Genomic DNA, 23,958 nt, shown 5'->3' on the forward strand with positions numbered 1-23,958 from the left:
TCTAACCGCCAGCGGCCTGACGGCAGCGGGCGATCAGGTTCTTGAAATCGGCCATCTGCGCCAGATTGGGCGTGCGCCCGGAGGTGACGGCCGCGAAGAAGCTGTCGTAGCGCGCTTCCATATCGGATAGCAGCACCGCCAGCGCCGGGGAGGCTGGCGCACTGATGGGGCCGGCTGATGCTTTCGCTGGGGCCAAGGGCACGGGGTTGGCCGAAAGCTGGCGCTCCAGATCCTGCCGCAGCCGTATTTCCTGCTTCAGTTCGTCTTCGAGGTCTGCCAGCGCCATGGCGCGCAAGGTGACCCGTTCATCGAGCGCCGCATTGGCGCGCTTGAGCTGGCTGGCATCCTTGCGCTTGGCCAGTTGCGTTTCGATCCGGGCGCGCAGCACATCGAAATCGATGGGCTTGGTCACGTAATCGTCGGCCCCTGCTTCCAGCGCCTCGATCGTCGCCTCGCCTTCGGCCCGGGCGGTGACCATGATCACCGGCACTTCGCGCGTTTCGTGCTTGGCGCGCAGTTCGTGCAGCACTTCGATGCCGTTCATCTGCGGCATCATGTAATCGAGCAGGATGATATCCGGCACCGCGTGCGCAAGCCGCGCGAGCGCGGCCGGGCCGCTATCGACGCTGATCACGCTGTAGCCGTACTTTTCCAGCCTGCGGGCCAGCACGGCGCGGTTGGCTTCCATGTCGTCGACGACGAGGATGCTTGCCACTTTTGCTTCCGCTGCGGTGGGGGGCGTGAACGCGGTCATGCGGCTTCTCCGCTGAGGGACATATTGCCATTGAAGGCGCGGGCGAGATTATCGGCCAGTTTGCGCGGCGAGAGCCCGTTCTTGGGCAGCAGGCGCTCCACTTTCCCATCGAGCTGGCGGGTTTCATCCTCGTCCAGCACTTTGCCGGTGACCACGATCACGCGCGGGCGCACCGCTTCGGGCATGGCGGTGATCGCATTGACCAGCTGGAAGCCATCGACATCGGGCATCCTGAGGTCTGTGACAACATAGCCGAAATCGCCGGCATCGAGCGCGGCCAGCGCGCTTCGGCCATTGCCGACGACCTCGGTATCATACCCCATCTGCACGATGCCGCGTTCGTAGAGCCGCGCGGTCGCGGCGTCGTCCTCGACAATCAGCACTTTGCCGGTCTGGCGCGCGGCGTACTGGGTGAGGATGTCCGACAGTTCGGTGCGATTGACCGGTTTGACCAGATGATCGCTGGCACCGGCAGCCAGCGCGCGGCGGCGTTCATCGTCCACGGTCACCACCACGGTGGGGATCGCTTGCAGGTCGATATCGAGTTCGAGCGCGGCGAGGACTTGCCAGCCATCGACCCGGGGCATGGCGATATCGAGCAGGATCAGATCGGGCTTGGCTTCCCGCGCGAGCGCGAGGCCGCGTTCGCCATCGCTGGCGCAGACGGCAACGTAGCCGGCCTGATCGACCATGCGGGACAGCAACTGCACCGCGCTGGGTTCATCATCGATGATCAGCGCGAGCGGGCGGCCGGATGCGCGGTCGGCGGCGGCGGAACAAGGCGCGCCCTCAGGGGCCGAACCGACCTCTGCCACGCCGCCTCGCTGCTGGAGATCGGCCTTGATGCGCAAGGTGAACGTGGAGCCTTCGCCGGGCGTGCTTTCCACCGCAACCGATCCGCCCAGCATTTCGGCAAAGCGCCAGGTGATGGTGAGCCCGAGGCCCGTGCCGCCATAGCGGCGCGTGGTGGAGGCATCCGCCTGAACGAACGGCTGGAACAGGCGGTCCATCTCTGCGGCGTTCATGCCGATGCCGGTATCCGAAACGGTGAAGACGAGATCGCTGCCTTCAGCCCGGGCGAGCAGGAAGACATGGCCATGATCGGTGAACTTGCAGGCATTGCTGGCGAGGTTCAGCAGGCACTGGCGCAGTTTTGCGGAATCGGTGATGGCCTTGCCAACCGATGGATCAATCTGGACATGCAGGGTGTTGTGCTTTTGCGCCGCGATCGGGCCAAGCATCGCGCTGACTTCGCGCAGGGTGCCGGCAACCTCGAATTCGTGCACTTCGACATCCATGCGACCGGCCTCGATCTTCGACAGGTCCAGAATGCCGTTGATCAGTGTCAGCAGCTGGCGCGCCGAGCTGTAGATCCACTGCACGTCCTCGACCGAACGATCGAGGCTGGCGGCGGTCAGTTCTTCCTGCAGTACTTCGGTATAGCCGATGATGGCATTGAGCGGGGTGCGCAGTTCGTGGCTCATGTTGGCGAGGAACTGCGATTTGGCGACATTGGCCTTCTGCGCATCATCGCGGGCCTGCAGCAGTTGGTCTGCCGTTTCGGAAAGGCGGTGGTTGCGCGTCTCGATCTCGCCCAGCATCGTATTGAAGCTGGTGGAGATCGTATTGAAATCGGGATCGGGTTCGGGCTGGAGGCGCACGCCATAATCGCCCGAGGCGGAGATCCGGCGCATGGCCGCCAGCAGCCGATCGAGCGGGCGAAAGCCAATCCGGCCAAGCCAGCGCGCAACGCCCAGCGCCATCGCGAGGCACACCGCAAACAGCGCGAGCGCGGTCCATGCGGTTTCAGCGATAATTTCGACCAGACCGCGATAGTGCACATCCATGCGCAGTTCGCCGATGCGTTCACCATCGAACATCACCGGGAAGCGCACTTCTTCAAGCGTTCCGGCTTTGGCCGCATTGCCTGAAAACTCGGCAATCGGCGCGCCGCGCAGATCGAACGCGCGGACCCGGCCGATATCGGTGATGCCCGCCACCGAATTGAGATTTTCCTGCGCGGCTTTCCTGTCTCCAAACAGGATCGCCGCGCCGATATTGGCGGCGATCACCCGCGCAATCTGATCGTGGCGGCGTTCGGCGCTGCTGCGATCACCGCGATATTGCAGACCGATCAGCCCGATGCACGAGAGCAACAGCGCGAAGGCGACTGCGGTGGCGGTGACGACCGACAGCAAGGTGCGAAACGAGACCTTGCTGGTTAGCCTGGTCAGGTTTTCAGGACCGGGGTTTTCCGGGTTCATTGCTGGATCCGGGCTGCCAGCCTGAGCAGCTTGGAGCTGATTTCGAGCCGGGCCTCGCGCGCGGCGCGGACATTGACCTCGAAGCGGACCTGACTGCCGGTCTGGACCAGACCGATCGTGCCGCCGGACCCGACAAAGCCAGCCCCGTCACCGATCACCAGCACGCCGCGCTGGCGCACGCGGGGCAGATCACCGGCCGCGCTGCCGAGATAGACCACATCGCAGCCGCCGGGATTGGCGGGATCGATGGCGCGCAGCGCGATGGTCCGGTTGCCGACCCGCTGGCCGCTGAGGGAGGCCAATTCACGGGGTGCCGCAGCCGAGCGCGCGACGCAAACCGCCAGCGCGGCATCGCCATCGGGCGCGAAATCGACAAAGCGGATGATGTTGAAGATGATCGCCGCCTTGAGCTGGCCGGAGCCCGCGTTCTGGGCATGGGCCGGGCCGGTGCCTGCCATGCCCATAACTGCGGCAGCGGCAGCGAGCGGGGTGAGCGAGGCGAGCGAGGCGAGCAGCGCCTTGGGAAGCATACGCATGGGTCCAGCCTCCCTTCAGAACCGCACGCGCGCCTGCACCGAAACGGTGCGGGGCGTGTAGGCAATGGGGGCCTGGAAGAACTGCTGGGTAAACTCCGAGCGGCGCTCCTGGAACAGGTTTTCACCGATCAGCGACAGTTCGATGCGTTCAGATGGCCGGTAGGTCAGCCGGGCATCGCCGCTGACATAAGCCGGGATCACCCCGCCCAGTAGGCTGGAGACATAGCGCACCTGCGTATCGAGCGAGACGCGATCACCGAAATCGAGCGCGTTGCGCAGGCCCGCCTGATTGCGAGGCGATCCTTCGAGCGCGAAGAGCAGATTGGGCGGGGCGCCGGTCAGCAGATCGTCCGTCGCCTTGAAATCGAAGTGCGACCATGTGGCCTCGACCTTCCACCATGGCTTGATGTGCCCGGCGAGCACGGCTTCGATGCCCCATGTGCGCGCCTTGCCAACGCTCTGCATCTGGAGATCGGCCTGAATGCCGAGCGGAAACGGAACCGGCGGCGCAAAGATCGGCGCGGCGCCGATAAACCGGATCGCGGTAAGCTTGCTATAGGCGTTGTAGTAGCCGGTCAGATCAAGCGTCCAGCCGCCGGGCAGTTTGGCCCGGGCGCCGGCTTCCCATGCCACCAGCACTTCGGGCTGGCGCGCGGCCTGCGCGCTGATGCGGGTGTAGAGCGGGAGCGGATAGGGGTTCTGGGGATCACCCGGCAGCATGACAGTGACCGACATGACCGCGCTGCGTTCGAACCGCGAGGGCGTGCGCACCGCGCGCGAAACGCCGCCCCACAGCGAAAGCCCCGGTGAGGCGCGCAGGAATAGCCGCGCGCTGGGCTGGTATTCGAAGCCGGTGAAGTTGTTGCTTTCCAGCTTGCTGCCGATGGTAAGCCGCAGCCGGTCCGGGATCAGCGTGATGTCGTCCTGGATATAGCCGCTGACCCATCGATCAGTATTGACCGGATTGGCGAGCTGGAACAGCACCGAATTGCCGGTGAGCGTATCGTGCATGATCCGGCCGCCGACGCCGATGTTGAATTCATGGGTATCGCTGGCCTTCCAGCGCAATCCGGCGTCAAGCGCGGTCTGCTGCCATTCGAGGGTCAGCCCGTTGAACTCCGACCGACCGAGATGGTCATACGTTGCCTGCAGCGACAGATCGAGATTATCACTCGACTTGTGGGTCCAGCGGCCCAGCATGTTCCAGGCGTGAAAATCGCTTTCGGTCTGCACCCTGACCGGGCCCGGGGTGAGCACATCCCGGTTCACGAAGGTGAACGGCGTATCGAACTGGCCGCGGCTGTATTCGCCTTGCAGGGTGACAGCGTTGGCCGCGTCCGGCTCCCAATCGAGCCGTGCGCCGCCATCGATCCCGGTCCAGCGCTTCGCCATGTCGGCACCAGTGGCATCCTGCGGGCCCTTGTCGCGCCGCCATGCGCCGTGGACGCGGTAGCTCAGCGTTTCATCGAGGCGGCCACCCCACGACAGGCTGGCTTCCTTGCGGCGGGTGCTGGCGCGGGCATCGCCGCTCACGCCCAGGGCGGCGGCGGAATGCTTGGTGATGATGTTGATCACGCCATTGACGGCATTCGCGCCCCACAGCGTCGCGCCGGGGCCGCGCACCACCTCGATCCGCTCCAGATCGCCCATCGGGATCATCAGCTGATCCCAGAACGTGCCCGAAAGCGTCGAGACATAGATCGAGCGGCCATCGACCATGACCAGCAAGGCATTTGCCAGACGGCTGTTGAAGCCGCGGATCGAGACGGCATAGCCGCCGTTCTGCTGCTGGCCGACTTCGACGCCGGGCACCGTGCGCAGCAGTTCGGGGATCGAATTGGCGGTGGACCGGCGAATGTCCTCCTGCGTGATGACATAGACCGCAGCCGCTGAATCGCTGACCCGCTGGCGCTTCTTGGCGACCGAGGTCGATTCCAGCGTGAGCAGGTCTTCGAGGGACATTTCCATCAGAGCCGCAGGCGCCTCGACGTCTGCCGCTGCGGCAGGAGGCGCTTCTTCGGCAAAAGCCGGCGCAGCAAGAGGAAGCCAGATCGCGGCGCTGGCAAGCAGCAAGTTCAGGTTTTTACGCACGTTAATCCCCGCCATGTGTCGGGCGCTGGATTAGGCGGCGATGGTCGACTTGGGATTAACCACGCCATAAGGGCGACTATCGAGGAGCAGCCTGACGAGTTCGGGATGGCTGACCGGTCGGGAGAGCAGATAGCCCTGCACTTCATCGCAGCCCATGACCGCCAGCAGCTCAAGCTGCTCGCGCGTTTCAACGCCTTCGGCGACCGAATGGAACCCCAGCCCGTTGGCCATCGAGATGATCGTTTGCGCCAGCACGCGCGCTTCGGGCCGGGCCATCAAATCCTGCAGCAGGGAACGGTCGATCTTGAGCCGGGTGAACGGCAGGCGGATCAGGCTGGCGAGGTTTGAATAACCCGTGCCGAAATCGTCGATCGTGACCGACACACCCATGCGCGCAATCCGCGCGAGCCGGTCTGCGGCAAGATCGACATCGCGCATGGCGACGTCCTCGGTAATTTCCAGCTCCAGCAGGCCGGGCGGCGCATCCCAGCGCTGAAGCGAGGCCTTGACCATGGCAATGAACTCGACCGTTTCGAGCTGGATGGGCGAGACATTGACCGAAATGCGCAGCGGACGTTTCGCTGCCGCAAACTCGGCAATGCGGCGCACGGCTTCGCCAACCACCCATTCGCCGATGGCGTTCATCAGGTTGGCGCGCTCGGCCAGCGGGATGAATTCGCCCGGCAGCACCAGCCCGCGCTGCGGGTGCCGCCAGCGCAGCAGCGCCTCGGCCGAAGTGATCGAGAGGGTCCGGCAATCGTAAAGCGGCTGGAAGTGCAGTTCGAATTCGCCCCGGCTCAGGGCTTCGCGCAGCTCCTGTTCCTCCACAGCGATCCGGTGCGCTTCATCATCCAGTGCCGAGGTGTAGAGCTCGACCCGGTTGCGACCCGAACGCTTGGCATGATACATCGCGGTATCGGCAGCGCGCAGCAGGTCGGAATACGTGGCACCGTCCTTGCCGGCAAAGGCTATGCCGATCGAGGCCCCGACGCTGGCCATGTGCGCGCCAAGCTCGAACGGTTCGCTGATGACCCGCAGAATGCGCGACGCGATCTTTCGGGCGACCGCTTCGGCAGCGATGCCGGACAGGCAGACGGTAAACTCGTCCCCGCCGAAGCGCGCGAGCGTGACCGTTTCGGGAAGATCGGGGACCGTCTCGCCATCTTCCGCGAGAAATTCGTCAAGCCGGGTGGCGAGCCTGAGGCGATCCGCCGCGATCTGCAGCAACCGATCACCGAAATTGTGGCCGAGCGTATCGTTGACACCCTTGAAGCCATCGATATCGATGAACAGGATCGCCGAAATGCCCGAGCCCTTCTTCAATTGCCGCTCGGCCGCCCGTTCGAACGAGGCGCGGTTGAACAGGCTGGTGAGCGCATCGCGCTGGGCGACTTCGTGCAGCCCTTCGATAGTCTGCCTGAAGCGCTGCGTGATCACATCGACGACATCGCGGAACGGCCCATCGTCAGGGGTCTGGACCGCGCCGTGATCGGCTTCGAACTGGCCCTGGCTGATGCGGTCCATGCTGGCGAGCAGCCATGCCATGTCGCGCCGCGCCGCGCGTTCGCGTCTGGCTAGGCTGGCGGCGAGCGTGCCCAGTGCGGCCATGGCGAGCAAGGCCGCGCCCAGCAGACCCTGGCCGCCGGGCAGCAGCAGGCCAAACGCGATCATGCCCCCGATCAGGACAGGCAGAGCCGCCTTCCGGATCGGGGCTGGTCGCCCGCTATCAGGCGCGGTCGGGATCGGCGTGCCGGACATGCCGCATAGCGATAATCGGCAACATTTAATGCGCCCTTACGGCTCGCCCCGTGGTTCTGCGCAAGGCTGGCCGAGCGGGTGCCGGGCGAAAAACGGTTGACCTTTCTGCCGCAGCAAGCGCTCTTTTATGGCCCAACGCGCATCAACTGGTCCCGCTTCGAGGAGTGATCGCATGACCCGGTCTTACCCGCTGTTTCAATCTGCCTTTTTCGTCACGAGCATCGATGCGGCGGCGGAAAAGTGGGCGAAGGCGTTTGGTGCCGGGCCGTTCTTCATGGCGCGCCATCACCGTTGCGAGGAATTCACCTATCGCGGCACCGCAACCGAGGCCGATGTCTCCTATGCGTTCGGCTATCTCGGCGATACGATGATCCAGTTCATCGAGCAGCATGACGACAAGCCCTCGATCTACCGCGACATGTACCGCAGCGGCGAGGAAGGCTTTCACCACATTGCCTATCTCGTTTCCGACTTTGCCGCCGAACGCCAGCGCTGGCTCGATATGGGCTATGCGCTGGCCACCGAACTTTATGCGGACGGCGTTAATGCGGCCTATTTCGACACGCGGTCCCTCAACGGCGGCTTCACCGAGATCCACGGCGATCCGCCGCACATCATGGGGACGTTCGGGGTGTGGAAGCGCGCGCATGAGACCCGTGACGAGGGCGCCCCGGCGGTGATCGAGAGCGGCGCGATGACCACTTACCAGCGCGCAGCGTTGCTGCCGAAATGAACCTGCGGCAGGGCTGATCACCTTCACGTCATAGGCACTGTTTTCCAGCACCGCATCGCCGGGATTGCCCACATGGAAGCACTTCGGCCCGAGGCTTTCCCGCGCGACGGTGACATGAGGCACCGGGCGGGTAATGCTCTTGATTGGGGTGCCCCCGGCCGGGAGCGGTCCGGTGAAGGGCAACGTATGGATGCCCCCGCCGTCCAGTTGCAGGACGTGGCGCAATGGGCCCGATTCGGACTTGTTACATCACCCGCAGAAGCGCAAGATACTCGTCTACCATGCTGAAGGGTATGGAGAGAGCTACCTCGCTCTTTCGGCCGCAGATGATCATCATACGCGCCATGGACCAAACACCGATTGGGCTGCGCGACAAAGGTTGAACCTTGCCGGGACGACAGGTGCGTATCGTTTTCATGCCCGTCTATCGCATGCTGATGGACGTGAGCGCGAATGTCTTGTGGCGCTGCGGAGCGGCAGGGAATCGCCAGCACAGAGCCTATGCTCTGGCCCGGTTTCTGGCACCCGTGCTGCAGCGCACGTTTGGCCCCCTCCGGCCCGGATCGCCACCCTACACCGCGAAGATATTCAATTCGCTGATGACACGGTTCAGCCGGATCTCACCGGGCTTCGCCCTAGATGTGGCGATTGACAACAGATCGTTGGTGACTGCGGCTCTGCAGCAGAGGAACGGCGTGCTCGTGGCAACCGTCCATTCTGCGCTGGCGCTAGCCTTTCATGGCATTCGCGATGGAATGGGGCGCCCCCCTGTCTTTGTCGGCAACCAGCAGGACGACATGACGGGTTGGAACTGGGGGGGCTTCGAGCCGATCGTAGTGCTTGACGCCGAAGATCCAACGGTTCTGGTCAAGGCCAGATCTGCGGCAGAAAATGGCCGCATTGTCGTGGCATTTGTCGATTTCAACGAGCCCGCCGAAGGGCCTCAGTTCATTTCGCCCAATGCTTTTTCGCTGGCCCATTCGATGCAGCTGCCGGTCCTGCACATGCTCTGCACGCTCGAACCCACTGGCCGCATTCGGATCCATCTGGCAGCCGAGCCCGAACATCTGGCAAATCCTCGCCAAAAAGCCCGGGCCTTCGCGCAATTCATCGAGACGCTGTCGGGCGCGCGCATCGATATCCGGCGCCCCAAGGATACGGGGTTGCAAGGCAATGCAACAGAGCGCTCGCCGGGCCGAGGCCTGCGCAGTCGTGTCTCGAACGGAAACCGCTGACCAATCCGCGAAAGGCTGCGCATCCCGCAGCGCTCGATTCCGCTGAGCCAGTCTGTCATCGGCGCGCCTCGTCTACAGGCGAGGTGCCGGGCCTGCTGATTTCACTGTAGGCCTGCCGCACAACCAACCCGAATGCATCTGCGGAACTGCTTCAGGAAGCTCGGCGCAAGCACGCAAGCCGTGAGCCGGGCCGATGGAGCAGGACGGCGCAGCTACCGCAAAGTCAGCGAGCCTCACCGGACCCGGCACGCGCCAGCCGCGCGGGGCTGACACCATACTTGCACACGGACTGCGGATTGCGCCGCGGCAAACGGAGAGACCACATGGCTGATGGCATCGCATACCTGATCGAGAAGAACGCGCTGGAAGAGGCCGTCGTCAAGTACTGCGTCGCGATCGACAAACTCAACGATCTTGACTTCATGATGTCCAACTTCACGCCGGACGCGGTGCTGGACCTGACCGGCCTCGAACTCCCGCGCTTCGAAGGTCATGCGCAGATCCGCGATTTCTACGCGCAAGTCTTCGCCGATATGTCGCACCACATGCACATCCTCACCAACTTCCGCGTGGCGAAGCTGGAAGGCGACGCGGCGCAGCCTGTCCCTGCGCATGTTCGGCGACGATGTGGTGCGCGTGACCCGACCGGCACCCAAGGCCGATTCCCCGACGGCGAACAACATCGGGGACGACGAGGAAGCACTGGTTTCGCGCATCAAGAAACTGCCACTGGGGACTGCAGGCCCCTTGTTCGGGCTCACACAGCTCGCCTAGCCCGCTGTATCAGACATGCCCGGCGGCGCCCACGGGGAGCCGCCGGCATTGATCGTCAGGGGTGCACAATCACCTCACGGCCATCCCATTGCGCGGCGCGCTGCGCAACAAGCGCGTAAAGATCCTTGATCCCGGCATAGTCGGAATAGAGCTCGATCATGCACCCGATCGAAGGCCGCGCATCGACATAGGCTGTCGTTCCATGCGGACGGCCGAAAATCATCGAAATCTCGTGGCCCAGCGCCGCGTGATGCGCAACCGAGGCATCAAAGTCCCGGCACAGGACGCCCACATGGTGGAACCCCTCCTCGCCCGCCGCAAAGACGTCGCGATAGGCGGATGGACTGTCATTGAGTTGCTGCACGAGTTCGACCTGCGTCTCACCTGCCCACGCCAGCGCCGCCGAAACAGCCACCTTCCGCTCCACACCCCGGTGGGTGACGTCCAGATCGATCCGGCCGAAGTGCACGAACGGCCCGATCCCGAACGTCTTGCTCCAGCGATGCGCGGCGGCTTCGATGTCGTTCACGATATAGGCATTCTGCATGATCCGATCATACGGCATCTGCATGTCAGTCCTCCTGGATCCGCACGCCGCGCCGCTCCAGTTCATGGCGGACGATCTTCCACTCCCTATCGATCCGCTTCATGTCGGTGTTGTAGGTGGCCCACAAGGTGAGGGTGCGATTGTTGGGCGCACCTTTCAGATAATGCAGCGCCTGCACGTCGGTTCGGCAGTGTGCGTTGTCACCGTCGATCGTGGCCAGTTGCGGGGCAAGCATATGCTGGGTCGCGTCGAAGTCTTCGAGCCGCTCGCGCACCCACGGCACCCAGTTGTCACGCCCGCGCACAACCTCGTCGGTGAAGCCGATGATCTCGACGTCTTCGGCAAAGACCGAGGCGTAGAGATCAAGATCGCGCTGATCGCAGCCTTTCGCATATCGCAGCATCACATCCATCAACGCGATGCGATCGGCGACGTAACGGATTTCGTCCATGGAACCTCCTTTGGGCGGCGTGTTTCGTTCGGTCATCGTTGTGCCTCCTGAGCGCAGCGGCGGGGCGCCATTCCTGTTTCGAGCAAACCTCAGTCTGCGGCCTCGTTCGCGGGAATGCGGCTGGCGACGGAGACACCCGGATCGGCGGCCACCTCGCGTCCCGCCATGCGGCCGAAAAACGAACCCGGCCCGAGGCTGAGGCCGCTGGCGTATTCCTTGCCCGTGCGCGGGATGTGTGCGGCGCAGGCCCCGGCGGCATAGAGCCCCGCGATCGGCTGGCCGGCAGCATCGAGCACGCGCGCCCGGCTATCGGTGTCGATCCCGCCAAGCGTGATGAACGCGTAGATCGAGCGGTCGAACGAGATGTCGAACGCGGCGTAAGGGCCTTGATCCAGCGGCTTGAGCCACGGCGGCTGCTTGTGGAACCGGGTGTCCACGCCGTCGGCCGCGTCGCGGTTGTACTCGGCCATCGTGCGCTCCAGCGCGCCTGCGGACATGCCAAGGCCCTCGGCCATTTCGCTCACGGTCTCCCAGCCGTCGATCAGGGCGTGCCTTGCCGATTCCGCCTCAGGGTAAGCAAAGATTTCGCTGTCGAGGATCAGGTAGGCCTTCTGGCCCGGCTGCTCCATGATGAAGCCCGCCAGCCGCCCGTGGTAGCTGTCTTCGGCAACGAAGCGCTCGCCGTGGGCATTGACGACGATCCCCTGGACCAGCCGTTCGGGCGGATAGATCGAGGCGGTTGCGATCACGCCGTCCATCGCAGCCAGCTGCCCGTTCACCGCCTCCACAAGGCCAAGCCCCGCGCCATCGTTCGACGGCACGCCGAGCGGCGAGGACGTCTCGCTGAGCAGGGGGAGCCACTTCTTTACAAGCTCGGTGTTGTTGGTGAAGCTGCCGGTCGCCACCACGACCCCGCGGCGCGCGCCGATCCGCTGCTCCGCACCGTCGATCCGCGCCGTCACGCCCACAACCCGGCCCGTCTCATCCGTCTCCAGCCCGGTCACGGCGGCGTTGTAGGTGGTCTCGATCTCTTCAGCATCGCAGCGCGCCAGCAGCGCCCGCATTGCAGAAAGACCGCCGTTGACCTCATCGCTGCGCGCCTGATGCCCGCGCGGCACGGGTTTCGCCCTTTCCTTGAATGGCCAGATCTTCTCGTTGCCGGTCGTCAGCAGGCAATCGGCGTTCGAGAGATAAACGGCCTTGCCGGAAAAACCGGTGCGCGTGAACGGCACGCCCTGCTGCTCCAGCCAATCGAAATGGTCGCGCGCACCTTCGGCAAACGTGCGGACCACCGCATCATCCGGATGCGATGTGCTGGCGCGCAGGAAATCGTACATGTTCTGCGGCGTGTCTTCATAGCCGCAGGCCTGCTGCACATCGGTTCCGCCGCCAAGATAGAAGATGCCCTGCGAAAGCGCGCTCGCACCGCCACCGCCGCCGGCACGCTCCAGAACCAGCACCTCGGCGCCGGCACGCTTTGCCTCCAGCGCCGCACATGCGCCCGCGATACCCTTGCCCACGACAATGACATCGACCGTCCTGTCCAGATCGCCCATTCTGCATCCTCTCGACAAGCGCCCGCGTGCTTGCGGGTCGCAGATTGCCATGGACTTGCCGACCATTCCCGATCCCGCACACGGATGAGCGCGGACAACCGGCCGACCATGGAATCACCGCAGGCTAAACGCGTGCGGAAGGATGTGCAACACTTGTTGCATAATGTCGTGCAGGACGTGCCGGAAGGCAGGCGCGATGATCGGATCAACGGCGTTGGACAGCGCCGTCTGGGGTCGATCTCAGGTGTCAGGGCTGCGCAGCAGGGGCCGGATCACTCGATCATGTCGGCCAGAACCGGTTGCACTTGCAGGTGCTCCGGAATCAGATCGCGGCCAATCACCCGGTCGATCTGTTCGTGCGCGTGATAGATGCGCCGCTCCTGATAATTCACCAGAATTGACCGGAACGCGGGGGATTCCGCCGATTTCTGCACGCTGGGCAAATAGGTCAGGTCTTCATCAAGGATGATGTTGAACTGCGCGATCTTGTCCTTCCACGCGTCGGGAAGCTCGGCTTCGCCGTGCGGCATGCCCATCCACACCACGTCCATGCGGCTGGTGTTCACGCCGGTGGGCCAGAACAGCAGCAGCGGGAAGCCGTTGGCGTAGACCGGTGTGGTCAGGTTGGGAAAGCAGGTGAAAGCGGTGATGAATGTGCGCGGGATCGGGCCGACGCTCTCGATATCGCCAATCCCGCCCATGCCCATCGAGAAGCCGGTTTCCTCCGACGCGCTTTCGCGCGGTTCGAAGCCGTCGTTCCACGGCAGGATGTTGCGCGAGTGGCCGTTCTCGTAAAGCGCCATCACGGTGCCGCGATGCTCCACCGCGCACTTCGGGCCGGGCAGCCCGACAGTGCCGCGGTGCACCGACACGAAGTGATAGTTCTCGGCGAAGGCATCCATCAGGATCTTCCAGTTGCACGCGCAATCATAGCTGTAGCGGTCAATCAGCACGAGATTGTCCAGATCGAACTGTGCCAACTGCGGGGCAAGCGGGCGCACACAATCCTGCAGCAGGGGCGCATCGGGATCGGCATTGATGAACAGCCAGCCGCCCCACGCCTCACAGCGCACGCGGGTCAGACCGCGCTGCGACTTGTCGAGATTGGCGAAGTCCCGCTGGTCGGGCACGCCGATGAGCTTGCCCTCGAAATCATAGGTCCACGCGTGATAACCGCAGACCAGGCGCTTGCCCGGACAGTGCCCCTGCTTTTCGGTGACGAGGCAGCCCCCGCGATGCGCGCACGTGTTGTAGAACGCGGCAAAGCCATCATCGGTGCGCACCACGATGATCGGCATACCCGGCACGCCATCGAAGGCGGCATAGCTGCCGACCTCGGGAAACTGGTCCTTGTGCGCAGCATAGAGCCAGGTCTTTTGCCAGAGCCGGGTCAGCTCAAGCTGGTAGAACTCGGGCGCAACATAGCGCTGGGCGGGGATCTCGGGGAGCGCCGGAAAGCCTTGCGGATAGCCGGTGCGTGCCTTTTCGTAAGCAATGCGCGCGCGCAGCGTCTCGATCGTTTCCGGCTCGTTCATGCCGAGACCCCCTTCCTTGTGTGTCAGAACCGCTTGGTGACTTGCACCTGCACGGTGCGCGGCAGGTTGCCGAAGCCCAGCTGGTCTGCACGGACGCCGTTTGCCGTGCCGGTGCCGCCGCCGGTCGAAGGACCATCGACCACGCCCGCGACGAAGAACCGGTTGGTGAGGTTCTTGCCGATCACCGCCAGCTGCCAGTTGTCGTCTTCGGCTCCGAAGCGAAGTCCGGCATCGAGCACGGCATAGCTGCCCTGACGCGAGAACGGGTTGCCAAAGCCCGAGGCGAGGTAGCTGGCGGAGTAGCGGCTATCGATGTTGAGGCCGAGCTTGTAATCATCGCCGACCGACGTCTCATACGTCGCGCCGAGCGCACCCGTCCACTTCGGCGCGACCGAGAGCGGCTTCCCGTTCAGGTTCTGCCGCGCACTCAGCCCACCGATCAGAGTGCAGCCCTGCGCCGGCGTCTGGCCCGCATAGCAGGGCGATTGCGGGAAGTTCGTGTACTTCGCGTCGGTGTAGTTGATCGAGCCATGCAGGTTCAACCCGTCAATGGCGCGCGGCGCAAACTCGAATTCGGCTTCGACGCCCTTGGTCCGCGCGTCGGCAGTCAGGGTCTGGAAGGCGAAGATCGGCGAGTTGAAGAAATCGACCTGCAGATCAGCGTACTTGTAGGTGAAGGCGGTCAGGTTGAGGCGCAGCTGGTTGTCTGCCAGTCGCGTCTTGATCCCCGCTTCGAAGCCGCGCGCCTTTTCGGGGTTGAAGGTCAGATCGCCCAGCGGATTGCTGGAGAACTTGGAGTTGATCCCGCCGTTGGAAAAGCCGCCGGATTTGTAGGCGGTCTTGTACGCACCATAGACGAGCACGCCCTCGGCCGGCTTCCAGCTGAGCGTCGCCTCGGGCGACCAGTCGTTGAACACCTGCTTCGCGTTGACCACGCCAAGACCGTCCGGGTCCTTCTGGTCGCGGAAGATCGTCTGCACGCCGAGGTTGTTGTAAGGCTGGGTGAAGAAGCTGGTCTTCGTCTCGTGCGTATAGCGCACGCCGCCCGCGAGTTCGAGCTGGTCGACCAGCTTCCACGTGACCTGACCGAACAGGGCCGCCGTCTCGCCATCGGTGTAGCTCGACTTCGCCGAGGCAACGAAGCGGTTCGCCGCCGATGCCTGATCATCGCGCAGCCCGGCAAACATCACGTACTGCGAGAAGTCGCGCTTGGTCTTCTGGTATAGCCCGCCGAGCATGAGATTGACTGGCCCGTCATACGCGGTCTGGGCGCGCAGTTCCTGGCTGAAGGCCCGCCACTTCGATTTCTCGGTCGCCCACGTGCCGGTGTTGCTGGTCTGGAAATCGCAGGCGCAGGCCCAGCGGTTGGTGTTGGTGTTGTAGTTGGTCACCGAGCTGATCGTGACGTGGTCCAGCTCATACGTGATCGCGCCGTTGAGGGCGACGGAGCGGTACTGGTTGTAGAGCGAGCCATCCGACTTGGCGTAAGGGAAGTTCGCCGCGATATCGGCGGGCATGTTGTTCTGGTGCGCAACGAAGTCCGTCCCGCAGCGATAGCCGGTCAGCTGGCTGACCCCGCTGGCGAGGCCGCAATTGTAGGCCACATAGTTCCACGAGGAATTGTTGACCTGATTGTAGCTGTAGGAACCCTTGAGAACCATGGTGAGGCGGTTGTCGGGCGTGAACTTGAGGGTCGCACGGCCGAGGAACTCGTCCTCTCCGGGCGCGCGCTCCGCCGCAGGCTTGGCCACGCTGACGAGCGGATTGCCGCTGCCGCCAACCAGCAGGTTGCGGATATCCACCGTGGTATACGTGCGGTCGACCGAGACGTTGCGGTAGTAGCCGCCATCCATCAGCGAGCCGCGCAGTGCGACGCGAAGGCCCAGCGTGTCGGTCAGCGGGCCCGAGGCGATCAGTTCGCCCTGCACCTGGCGCGAGCGGAACTCATAACCCGCACGGGCGATGAACTCGCGGCTGGAGCCGGGATCGTTGGTGCTGAGGCTAACCACGCCCGCGGTCGCGTTCTTGCCGAAGAACAGCGCCTGCGGGCCCTTGAGCACTTCGACGCGCTTGAGGTCGAAGAAGCCTTCGTTGATGATCCGGCCCTGCCCGTAATAGGCCCCGTCAACCACCACGGCGACCGACTGCTCGATGCCGATCGAGGTCGAGGACGAACCGATCCCGCGCATCGTCAGCTGCGCGCCCGAACCGTTGGAGGCGCGCCCGACGCTGAAGTTCGGCGTTGCCGCCGCGACCTTCTCGATCGAGGTGATATCGCGCTGCTGGATGGTCTTGGCAGAGATTGCGCTTACCGCAACGGGCACGCTCTGGACCGATTCCTCGCGCTTGCGGGCCGTCACGATGATCTCTTCGAGGCCGCCCTGCGCAGCGCCGTCCTGAGCAGCGTTATCCGCCGCGGTCTGCGCTAGCGCCGGCGTGGCAAGAGTCAGCGCACACGTCGTGAGCAGAACCGATTTGAATACGCGCATGAAAGTCCCTCCTGATTTCGGAGGGCCCATGACAGCCGCAGCTCACTCAGGGTGCCTGATCAATGTACCAGCCTAGAACTTGTATTAGCTTACGCCGCGATTGGGTACGCGCCTTCGGTATGGGCATCGAGCCCAGCATTTCTCCCCTGCCCCGGACCAGACCGATCCGTTCGATCAAAGCCGCCAACGCAAGAATGCAGCGAACCCGGGCAGGATCGTCATCCTGCCCGGGTTCACCGCAATCGTAGAAAAAAGTCCGGATCACCAATCCCGAGGTGCAACTTCATCAGGTAGTTGCCACCTCGGGATCGGGCGGGACGCTAGTGACGCCCCGCCCGCAGCTCGATCTCATCAGATGATGAAATCGGGGATCGTGCCGGTGATGGTGTGGTTGACTTCGAACACCATGTCGACACCGGTCTGGTAGCCCGAGGTGTTGTTGGTATCGACCACGACGAAGGCATGGCTGGTGGTCGTGTCGTTGACGATCACCACCTTGCCGCCGTTCGAGTTGCCCGCAGCGGTGAGGTTGACTGCGGTCGCCAGCGTGGCGTCCGTGGTGATCGCCCCGCTTGCCGTCACCACCGTGTAGACATCGTGCGCCTGTGCACCGACCGTGCCGAGGCCCGCACCGAACCGCACGGTATCGCTGCCGAGCGTGAGGTCGGTGAAGATATCACGCCCCGCGTAGCTCTGCGATTCAGACAGTGCAGTGAACACGAAGACGTCCGAGCCGACCCCGCCGGTCAGCGTGTCGCTGCCCGCACCGCCGGTCATCGTGTCGTTGCCGCCGCCGCCAGTGATGCGGTCGTTGCCCGCGCCGCCAACGATGGTGTTGTTGACCGAGGAACCGGTGATCGTGTCGTTGCCTGCGGTGCCGTTGATGGCCGAGATGCCCGAGAGCGTGGTCGACGAGAAGTCGAGCGTGCTGCCGGAGGTGCCACCGGTGACGGTAACACCGGTGAAGCCGCCGCTCGAGATCGTCTCGATGCTGTTGGCCGAACCGAAGCCCGAAGCGAGCGTGATCACCACGTTGTTCGCCGTCGCCTGGATCGTGTCGCTTTCCGTACCGCCGTTGATGGTGTCGGTCCCCTCACCGGTGCCGATGAGGAACGTGTCCGCGCCGGCGCTGCCGGTTAGCGTGTCGTTGCCCTTGCCGCCGATGATCACGTCATCCCCGGCATTGCCAGTGATCGTGTCGTTGCCGTCAAGGCCATGGATCACGTCTGCACCTGCGGTGCCTGTCAGCGTATTGTTCCCGACGGTGCCAACGATCGCCACCTGTGCCGAGGTCACCGACTTGGTCCCGAATGGATCGGTGTAGCTCACCACGTCACGGATCAGCTTGCCGTTCTGAGAGAGGGACAGCGCCGAGCTCAAGGTTGCGCCGTTTCCGATCAACGGCACGTTTGTCCAAGTCGACCCGTTGTTGGTCGAGGTCTGCCACTGGTGGCTGAGCGTAAGGCCGCCCGGCAAGTCGGGATCGGCCAGAGTGCTCGTGATGCCCACTGTACCGTCCTGAGCGATGATGAGGTTGGCACCCGCCGTGATGGTCAGGTTCACCCCGCCGGTCGCCGCTTCGTCCACGTTGTTGACCGTCACCGCAAGTGACTGCTGGCCCGAGACGAAGCCGTCCGTTGCCTGCACGATCACGTCATAGACGTTGTTCGTGCCGGTGTCGGTCGGTGCTTCGAAGTTCGGCGCGGCGACGAAGGTCAGCGCACCGGTCTGGGCGTTGATCGCGAACTTGGCCGCATCGGCACCACCGGTGATCGAGTAGGTCACCGGACCGCCCACCGCCGCATCGGATGCATGGACCGTGGTCACCGCAGTGGTGTTCTCGTCCACCGTTGCCGTGCCGGTTGCCTTGCCGCCGTTCGAGTCGATGATCGGGACAAGGTTGTTCGCGCTCACCGTCATGTCGGCGAACTGGAACTTCGAGACGTTGACGACGAGGTCGGTGCCATCAAGCTTTGCTGCGTCAGCAAGAGCACTATTGGCGGAACCAGTACCGACGACCTTGAACGCCGCCACACCGTTATACTTCACTCGGGTAATCTGGTAGTCGTCACGGTTGCCCGCATAGACCACCGTATCGGTGCCCGTGTTCGCGACACCTGCGCTGTTGCCCAGTACCAGATCCTTGAACTGGTCCGAGCGCAGCATTTCGGTGAAGTGCTTTTCGAACTGCGCGCCGCCGGTGCTGTTGACCGCGTCGATCAGGCCGCTGTTGTCGATCGTTTCCGACCACAGCACACGGTGCGATGCCCCCTGATAGCGTGCATCCTCAAGCTGATCGGCATCGGTGAGGCCCGCATTGGCGTTGTTGTGGGTATAGCCCGAGTTGTACTTGCCGATCAGTGTATCGAGCCGGATCGAGCCGCCGACGATCACGTCGTTGCCCGCGCCGCCGATCAGGGTGTCCCTGCCCGCACCGCCAATGATCCAGTTGTTGCCATCATCGCCGGTGAGCGCTTCAGCGGACCTTGATCCGATCACGCCTTCGATCTGCGCAGAGCCCACCTGCGCCAGGTTGCCGTTGGGCGCTGCGAGCGGGTTATTCTGATTGGAAAGATCGAACGACACGCCGATCTTGCGCCACGCATTGTCGCTGAAGTCGATAAGATCGAAGCCGGTGGTGCCGGGCTTGTCACCCACGTCGACCGTGCCGTCGCCGCCGAGCACTTCGTCGGTGCCGACACCGGTTGCACCGGTGGCGTCGCCCGGACGCAGGATATCGTCCCCCTTGCCGCCAAACAGCTGGTCGGAGTCCGATCCGCCAACGACAAGGTCGGAACCGTTGTCGCCATAGAGGATATCCTGCCCGCTGCCGCCATCGACATAGTCGTTGCCATCGCCAGCGTGGGTGAAGGGATCGGTATCCTGATCGCCATAGACCTTGTCATCGCCCGAACCAGCCGACAACTTGTCGATGCCGATACCGCCGTGGATCACATCGTTGCCCGAACCGCCGATGATCTGGTCCATGCCGTTGATGTCAGAACCGCTCGATTCGCCGTAGAGCTGGTCATCGCCCGAGCCGCCATCGATCAGGTCGGGGTTGTCGCCGCCGTAGATCTTGTCCGCGCCGGCACCGCCATAGAGACGATCGATGCCGTACCCGCCATAGAGCGTGTCGTTGCCGCCATCGCCATAAAGTGTGTCGTCGCCGCCGAGGCCGTAGATGAGGTCGTTGCCAGCGGTGCCCGCGATGACTTCGTTGGAGTCCGCGCCCGAATTGGGCGTGCCGTCGAGATTGACGCCATCGTTGAGGACCTGGTGGGCCTGCGTGATGGCGACATCGTCGAACAGGTTGTGGCCGCCGTTGATCCCGCCGACGAGTTCAACCACCAGCTTCCAACCGTCGTGCTGCGCGTCGATCACGCCGCTGTTGATGACAACCTTCTGCCAGCTGCCATCGCCGGTGGTATCGATATCCTGCATGCCGAGGCCATGCGTGATGGTGCCGTCCGGGCTGACCAACGAGAGGCTGACATAGGCCTTGCCGGGCGCGTTATCGGTCCGGTCGCCCACGTTGACCGTCAGGGTGTATTCGTCACCCTTGACGGCAAGCGCGGAGAGCTCCTGCGTGAGCGTGCCACCATTGGCGAGATCCGCCACTGCGCCGCCGCCGTGGCCCTTGACCGCCGAGAGCGAGCTGTCGAGCGTCACCACGCTGGCATCGCCATTCTTGGTCCAGCCGGTGAGATCGGTCGTGAACTTGCCCGAAGTGACCGTGGGACGTGCGAAGGTGTTGCCGTCTTCCAGACGAGTATCCTGCAGGTACTGAACGCCCTTGATCGTCACGGTCCGGCCGTCGTTCACGTTGTTGCGACCGCCGTTCGAGTAGATGCCGATCGTGCCGTTCGCGACATTGGCGATGTCGCCGTACTTGTGCTCGTTGCCGGTCGTTTGCGCTTCCTGACCCGCCGCGACGACTTCCTTGGTCGCGCCCAGATCGACGTACTGGTCGGCATAGCCGAACACGTTGCCGTTGAGGTGGGTGAGACCGGTGTTGCGCTCGACGATGTCCTTGAGCTGGCTATTGGCGACTTCTTCGCCAAACTGCTGCCCGGCCAGACGATAGAGGTAGTAGAACCGGTCGCCGTCCATCAGCGATTCGATCTGGTCGACGAAGATCTTGTCGAAGGTCTCGCCGAGCAGACCGCCCGGCTGGTGCACTTCTGCAAGGCCGCCGAGCCATGCGTCGATGTGCTGGTAGCCGCTGTCACCGCCGTTGAGGAAAGTATTGGCCTGATCGACAGTCATGCCGAGCGCCGCGTCGTCCTCTTCGGAGATCGAACCATCGGCAAGGCCGACGATGGCCTGCGCCTTGGCCAGATTGCCATCGAGCGAATAGGCCGCGATGAAGTTCGCCAGCGACGAGGGGTGCTGCATGTTCTGGCCGAAATCGGTCCAGCTGCCATAAGTCTGAAGGCCCATGGTGGTACGCAGCGTGTTGAGATCGGGCAGGCCGATGTCACGACCGCGCGCAATGTTGATTGCGGCGAGATCGAGCGGCTGGCCGAGCAGACCCTGATTGAGCGCCGGAGTGATGAATTCGTCGATCTCGTTCGCCTGCTGGTGCGTCATGCCCAGCAGCACGGACGACGGGCCGATGCCGGCATACTTTTCAGGCGAAAGGAACGCCTGCTCGAGCGCGTAACCCATGATCTTGCCGGTGAGGCCCTTGGTCGGATCGATTGCGTCGATCGTCTCGCGCAGCTGCGAGTGGCCAAAGCGGAACGCGCCCTGGGCGAATTCCAGGGTCACAGCAGCGTTCTTCTCCGCCGAATAGCCGACGAACTCCTGGATGTTCGGCGAAACGTTGCGCGCATACTGGTCGACCGCGGAGTGCTGGTACTCCATTTCCACGATCACCTTGACGCCCGCGAAAACCTTGTCGGTGTTCCACGCGATGTCGCCGTTCTGGGTGATGAAGTCACCCGCAGCGTTCTGATGGCCGGTATCGATCTGGTAGGTGTGAAGGTTGGTGAGATCACCCGAGGTCACCGCATCACGGTGCAGCGCATCGATCAGGTTCTGGACCTGGAAGTTGTGCTCTTCGTGGAAGATGTGGTGGATCGAGGTAAGGCCGAAGTTCTCGTTCACGCGGCCGTCGCCAGCGATGTAGTGGTCACTCACCGAAGCGAGCAGGATCTGTCCCACCGCGTCGTGCACACCAGAGATGTCCTGGTGCGTGATCGTGTCAGTCGTCTTGATGCTGAAGTTCGAGAAATCGACGAAGGGATAGAGCGCGTTGGCACCGGTCAGAACCGGCTGCGGGCCGGGAAGGCCCGAGAGGGTCAACTGGCCGTTCACGATCCCGAACGAGACGCCGGGGCCGTAGAGCACCTTGACCTTGGCATCGAGCGTGGCGATCGCGGCATCGACCTGCGCGGCTTGCGCCGAGGTGGCGTAGCTCGCTTCGCCGGCATCCTGCGTGCCGCTACCGTTCTTGTCGTAGAAGCCGTGCAGGTGGCCGATATCGAAGCGCGGGTTCATGTCGAGCAGCACTGCGCTGCCGCTGGTGCCGGCGATGACATGGCCCTGCGCATCGCGATTGCGCAGGTTCGAGATATCTTCCCAGCTCAGATCGTCGCGGCCAGTTGCGGCCACATGGGCGCGCAGTTCGGCCAGCGTGGGCAGCGTTTCATGCGTGACTGTGCCATCGGCCTTGGTCCACGCGGTCTCGAGCGTGTTGCCGTCGAACAGGGACATGCCTGCATGGAACTGGCCGGTAACCGGATCACGCGTCCATTCGCGCAGAAGGTTGGTCATCGCATCGTGCGAGCCGTAGGTCTGGCTCTGGTCGATGTAGGGCGAGGTGTGGTCGACATACTGTGTGCCGTTCGCGTCGATCGTCTGGACCGTCGCGCGGTTGATCGTGATCTCGTGCACAGGGCGGCCATCCGGACCGGTCATGCCATAGAGCGGATCGTCTGCGGCCAGCGCGATCTTGATGTTGGCGCCCGAGCTCTTGTCGATGAAATCAAGGCCGTGATCGAAGAACTGGCCAAATAGCACGAAGAAGCCGTTCGAAGGCGAGACGCCCGGGTTGAGCGTGCCGATGAAGTGATCGTCCTGCCCAGCCGAAGCATTGAGGTGGGCCTGGGAATCGATCTGGCCTTCGCCGCCGTTGGCAACCGTATCGAGCGCGCCCCAGCTGGTAACCGCTGCAACGCCGTTTGCGTCGTAGTAGATCTCGTTGGCGGTGTGGTGCGCAGCGTTCGGGTCGCTCTGGTGATTGGCCCAGGTATCATAGGTGACGCCGCCGGTCGTGGTCAGCAGGCTGATCATGCGCGGGGTGTAGTCGACGATATTGTTGATCTGGATCTGCGTGCCGTCGGTCGCGACGTGGTTACCCGTAGCACTTGCAGTGACCGAGTAGTCAGTGTTGGCATTGCCGTTCAGGTTGAACCCGCCGGCTGTCACGCCATTGCTGTAGCTCTTCCAGTACGTTTTGGCGGCGGCAAAGGCATTGGTGTCGGTGCTGGTGAGTGCGGGCAGATAATTGCCATAGCTGGCGGCAAACCGCGCGAAGTTCTGATCAACAGAGCCCCAGTTATACTGGTCGCCGACGAGATTGTTGTGCTGGCCGCTGACATAGCGCGTACCTGTGAGATCTACCGCGGTGTCGTAAGAGGTACCGTAAGTTGCCTGAGCCTGGGCGGCCGAAAGGCCGGTGCCATCCCAGACCTGCTTGCCGTATCCATCGTAAATCGCACCAGTACCATCCCACGCGATGATCGCATTTCCATCCACATCAAACAGCGGGCGGAAGTTCACCTGAGTAGTGATGAAATCGATATCCGAACCGTTAATCATAAACGGCTTGAGCGCTGCGTTAAACATAGTTTCTGCCCCGATGTAACGGCCTCTCACGGCCATGTTTTGTAACGATCTGGGTTCTAGGCGCACCGAACAGGGGAAAAATCAGCAATAAATGCTATACAGCAACACAATTTTACAGTCGATCAACCGATCCAAAATGGGACATCTTGCATTTTTTTCTATGCCTGCAATTAAAGTAAGTTAACCATTTCCGTGCACTATAAATTTCGGCCTAGCTTGCGTTAGCCGGCACTGAGCAATGCCAATCTTGCGCCGGAACCGCGCTCTGGAGAGGGGCACACTGTGCAGTCAGGGATTGGACACTGGCCATCGCAGGGCAGACGGGTGAGGCATGAGGGTTCAGCGCATGCTCTCCGATCAGCCGGAAATAAGTAGAGAAC

Annotated in this window: 14 protein-coding genes; 3 read left to right on the forward strand and 11 right to left on the reverse strand. The window is 63.2% G+C overall.

Annotated elements, in window-relative coordinates; all coding sequences use genetic code 11:
- Position 1: 1 nt before the first annotated feature.
- The 5 genes from CFE35_RS09345 to CFE35_RS09365 are packed head-to-tail and all read right to left on the reverse strand — an operon-like array spanning position 2 to position 7,403.
- Positions 2-754, reverse strand: a complete 753-nt coding sequence (locus CFE35_RS09345) for a response regulator (protein WP_292930297.1) — start codon at positions 752-754, stop codon at positions 2-4.
- Entirely contained in the window at positions 751-3,018 is a 2,268-nt protein-coding gene (locus tag CFE35_RS09350) for a response regulator (RefSeq protein WP_292930299.1), read from the reverse strand. Before CFE35_RS09350 ends, CFE35_RS09345 begins: the two co-directional genes overlap by 4 nt.
- Complete coding sequence (locus CFE35_RS09355) at positions 3,015-3,554, reverse strand: YfiR family protein (RefSeq protein ID WP_292930301.1); 540 nt, start codon at positions 3,552-3,554, stop codon at positions 3,015-3,017. The genes CFE35_RS09350 and CFE35_RS09355 overlap by 4 nt, the downstream gene beginning before the upstream one ends.
- A gap of 15 nt (positions 3,555-3,569) precedes the next feature.
- Positions 3,570-5,645: a TonB-dependent receptor gene (locus CFE35_RS09360; RefSeq protein WP_292930303.1), complete on the reverse strand. Its 2,076-nt coding sequence runs from the start codon at positions 5,643-5,645 to the stop codon at positions 3,570-3,572.
- A 30-nt stretch (positions 5,646-5,675) separates the two neighbouring features.
- Complete coding sequence (locus CFE35_RS09365) at positions 5,676-7,403, reverse strand: bifunctional diguanylate cyclase/phosphodiesterase (protein ID WP_292930305.1); 1,728 nt, start codon at positions 7,401-7,403, stop codon at positions 5,676-5,678.
- Between the two features lie 172 nt (positions 7,404-7,575).
- Between CFE35_RS09365 and CFE35_RS09370 the strand changes: the two genes are divergently transcribed.
- The 3 genes from CFE35_RS09370 to CFE35_RS22520 all read left to right on the forward strand — a co-directional run bounded on the left by CFE35_RS09370 (position 7,576) and on the right by CFE35_RS22520 (position 10,264).
- On the forward strand, positions 7,576-8,136 hold the full coding sequence (locus CFE35_RS09370; protein ID WP_292930307.1) for a VOC family protein: 561 nt from the start codon (positions 7,576-7,578) through the stop codon (positions 8,134-8,136).
- 416 nt (positions 8,137-8,552) lie between these two features.
- A complete protein-coding gene (locus CFE35_RS09375) occupies positions 8,553-9,371 on the forward strand; it encodes a hypothetical protein (RefSeq protein WP_292930309.1) in 819 nt (272 codons plus the stop codon).
- A gap of 323 nt (positions 9,372-9,694) precedes the next feature.
- Positions 9,695-10,264 (forward strand): nuclear transport factor 2 family protein, encoded by a 570-nt coding sequence (locus CFE35_RS22520; protein ID WP_366557136.1) that lies wholly within the window; start codon positions 9,695-9,697, stop codon positions 10,262-10,264.
- Here CFE35_RS22520 and CFE35_RS09385 read toward each other — a convergent pair.
- The 6 genes from CFE35_RS09385 to CFE35_RS09410 form a co-directional block, all read right to left on the reverse strand.
- Entirely contained in the window at positions 10,201-10,716 is a 516-nt protein-coding gene (locus CFE35_RS09385; protein ID WP_292930313.1) for a VOC family protein, read from the reverse strand. The two genes, CFE35_RS22520 and CFE35_RS09385, sit on opposite strands and share 64 nt — an antisense overlap.
- 1 nt (position 10,717) lies before the next feature.
- Positions 10,718-11,179, reverse strand: coding sequence for a nuclear transport factor 2 family protein (locus CFE35_RS09390; protein ID WP_292930315.1), 462 nt, complete (start codon positions 11,177-11,179; stop codon positions 10,718-10,720).
- A gap of 53 nt (positions 11,180-11,232) precedes the next feature.
- A complete protein-coding gene (locus CFE35_RS09395; RefSeq protein WP_292930317.1) occupies positions 11,233-12,699 on the reverse strand; it encodes an FAD-dependent oxidoreductase in 1,467 nt (488 codons plus the stop codon).
- A gap of 272 nt (positions 12,700-12,971) precedes the next feature.
- Positions 12,972-14,234 carry an aromatic ring-hydroxylating dioxygenase subunit alpha gene (locus CFE35_RS09400; RefSeq protein ID WP_292930319.1) on the reverse strand — a complete coding sequence of 421 codons (1,263 nt, stop codon included), beginning with the start codon at positions 14,232-14,234 and terminating at the stop codon, positions 12,972-12,974.
- A gap of 23 nt (positions 14,235-14,257) precedes the next feature.
- Entirely contained in the window at positions 14,258-16,723 is a 2,466-nt protein-coding gene (locus CFE35_RS09405; RefSeq protein ID WP_292930321.1) for a TonB-dependent receptor, read from the reverse strand.
- A gap of 351 nt (positions 16,724-17,074) precedes the next feature.
- The gene (locus tag CFE35_RS09410) at positions 17,075-23,578 is read right to left on the reverse strand and encodes a peroxidase family protein (RefSeq protein WP_292930323.1); all 6,504 of its coding nucleotides are present in this window, start codon (positions 23,576-23,578) and stop codon (positions 17,075-17,077) included.
- Positions 23,579-23,958: the final 380 nt, after the last annotated feature.

It is taken from the genome of Novosphingobium sp. PASSN1 (assembly GCF_002278815.1).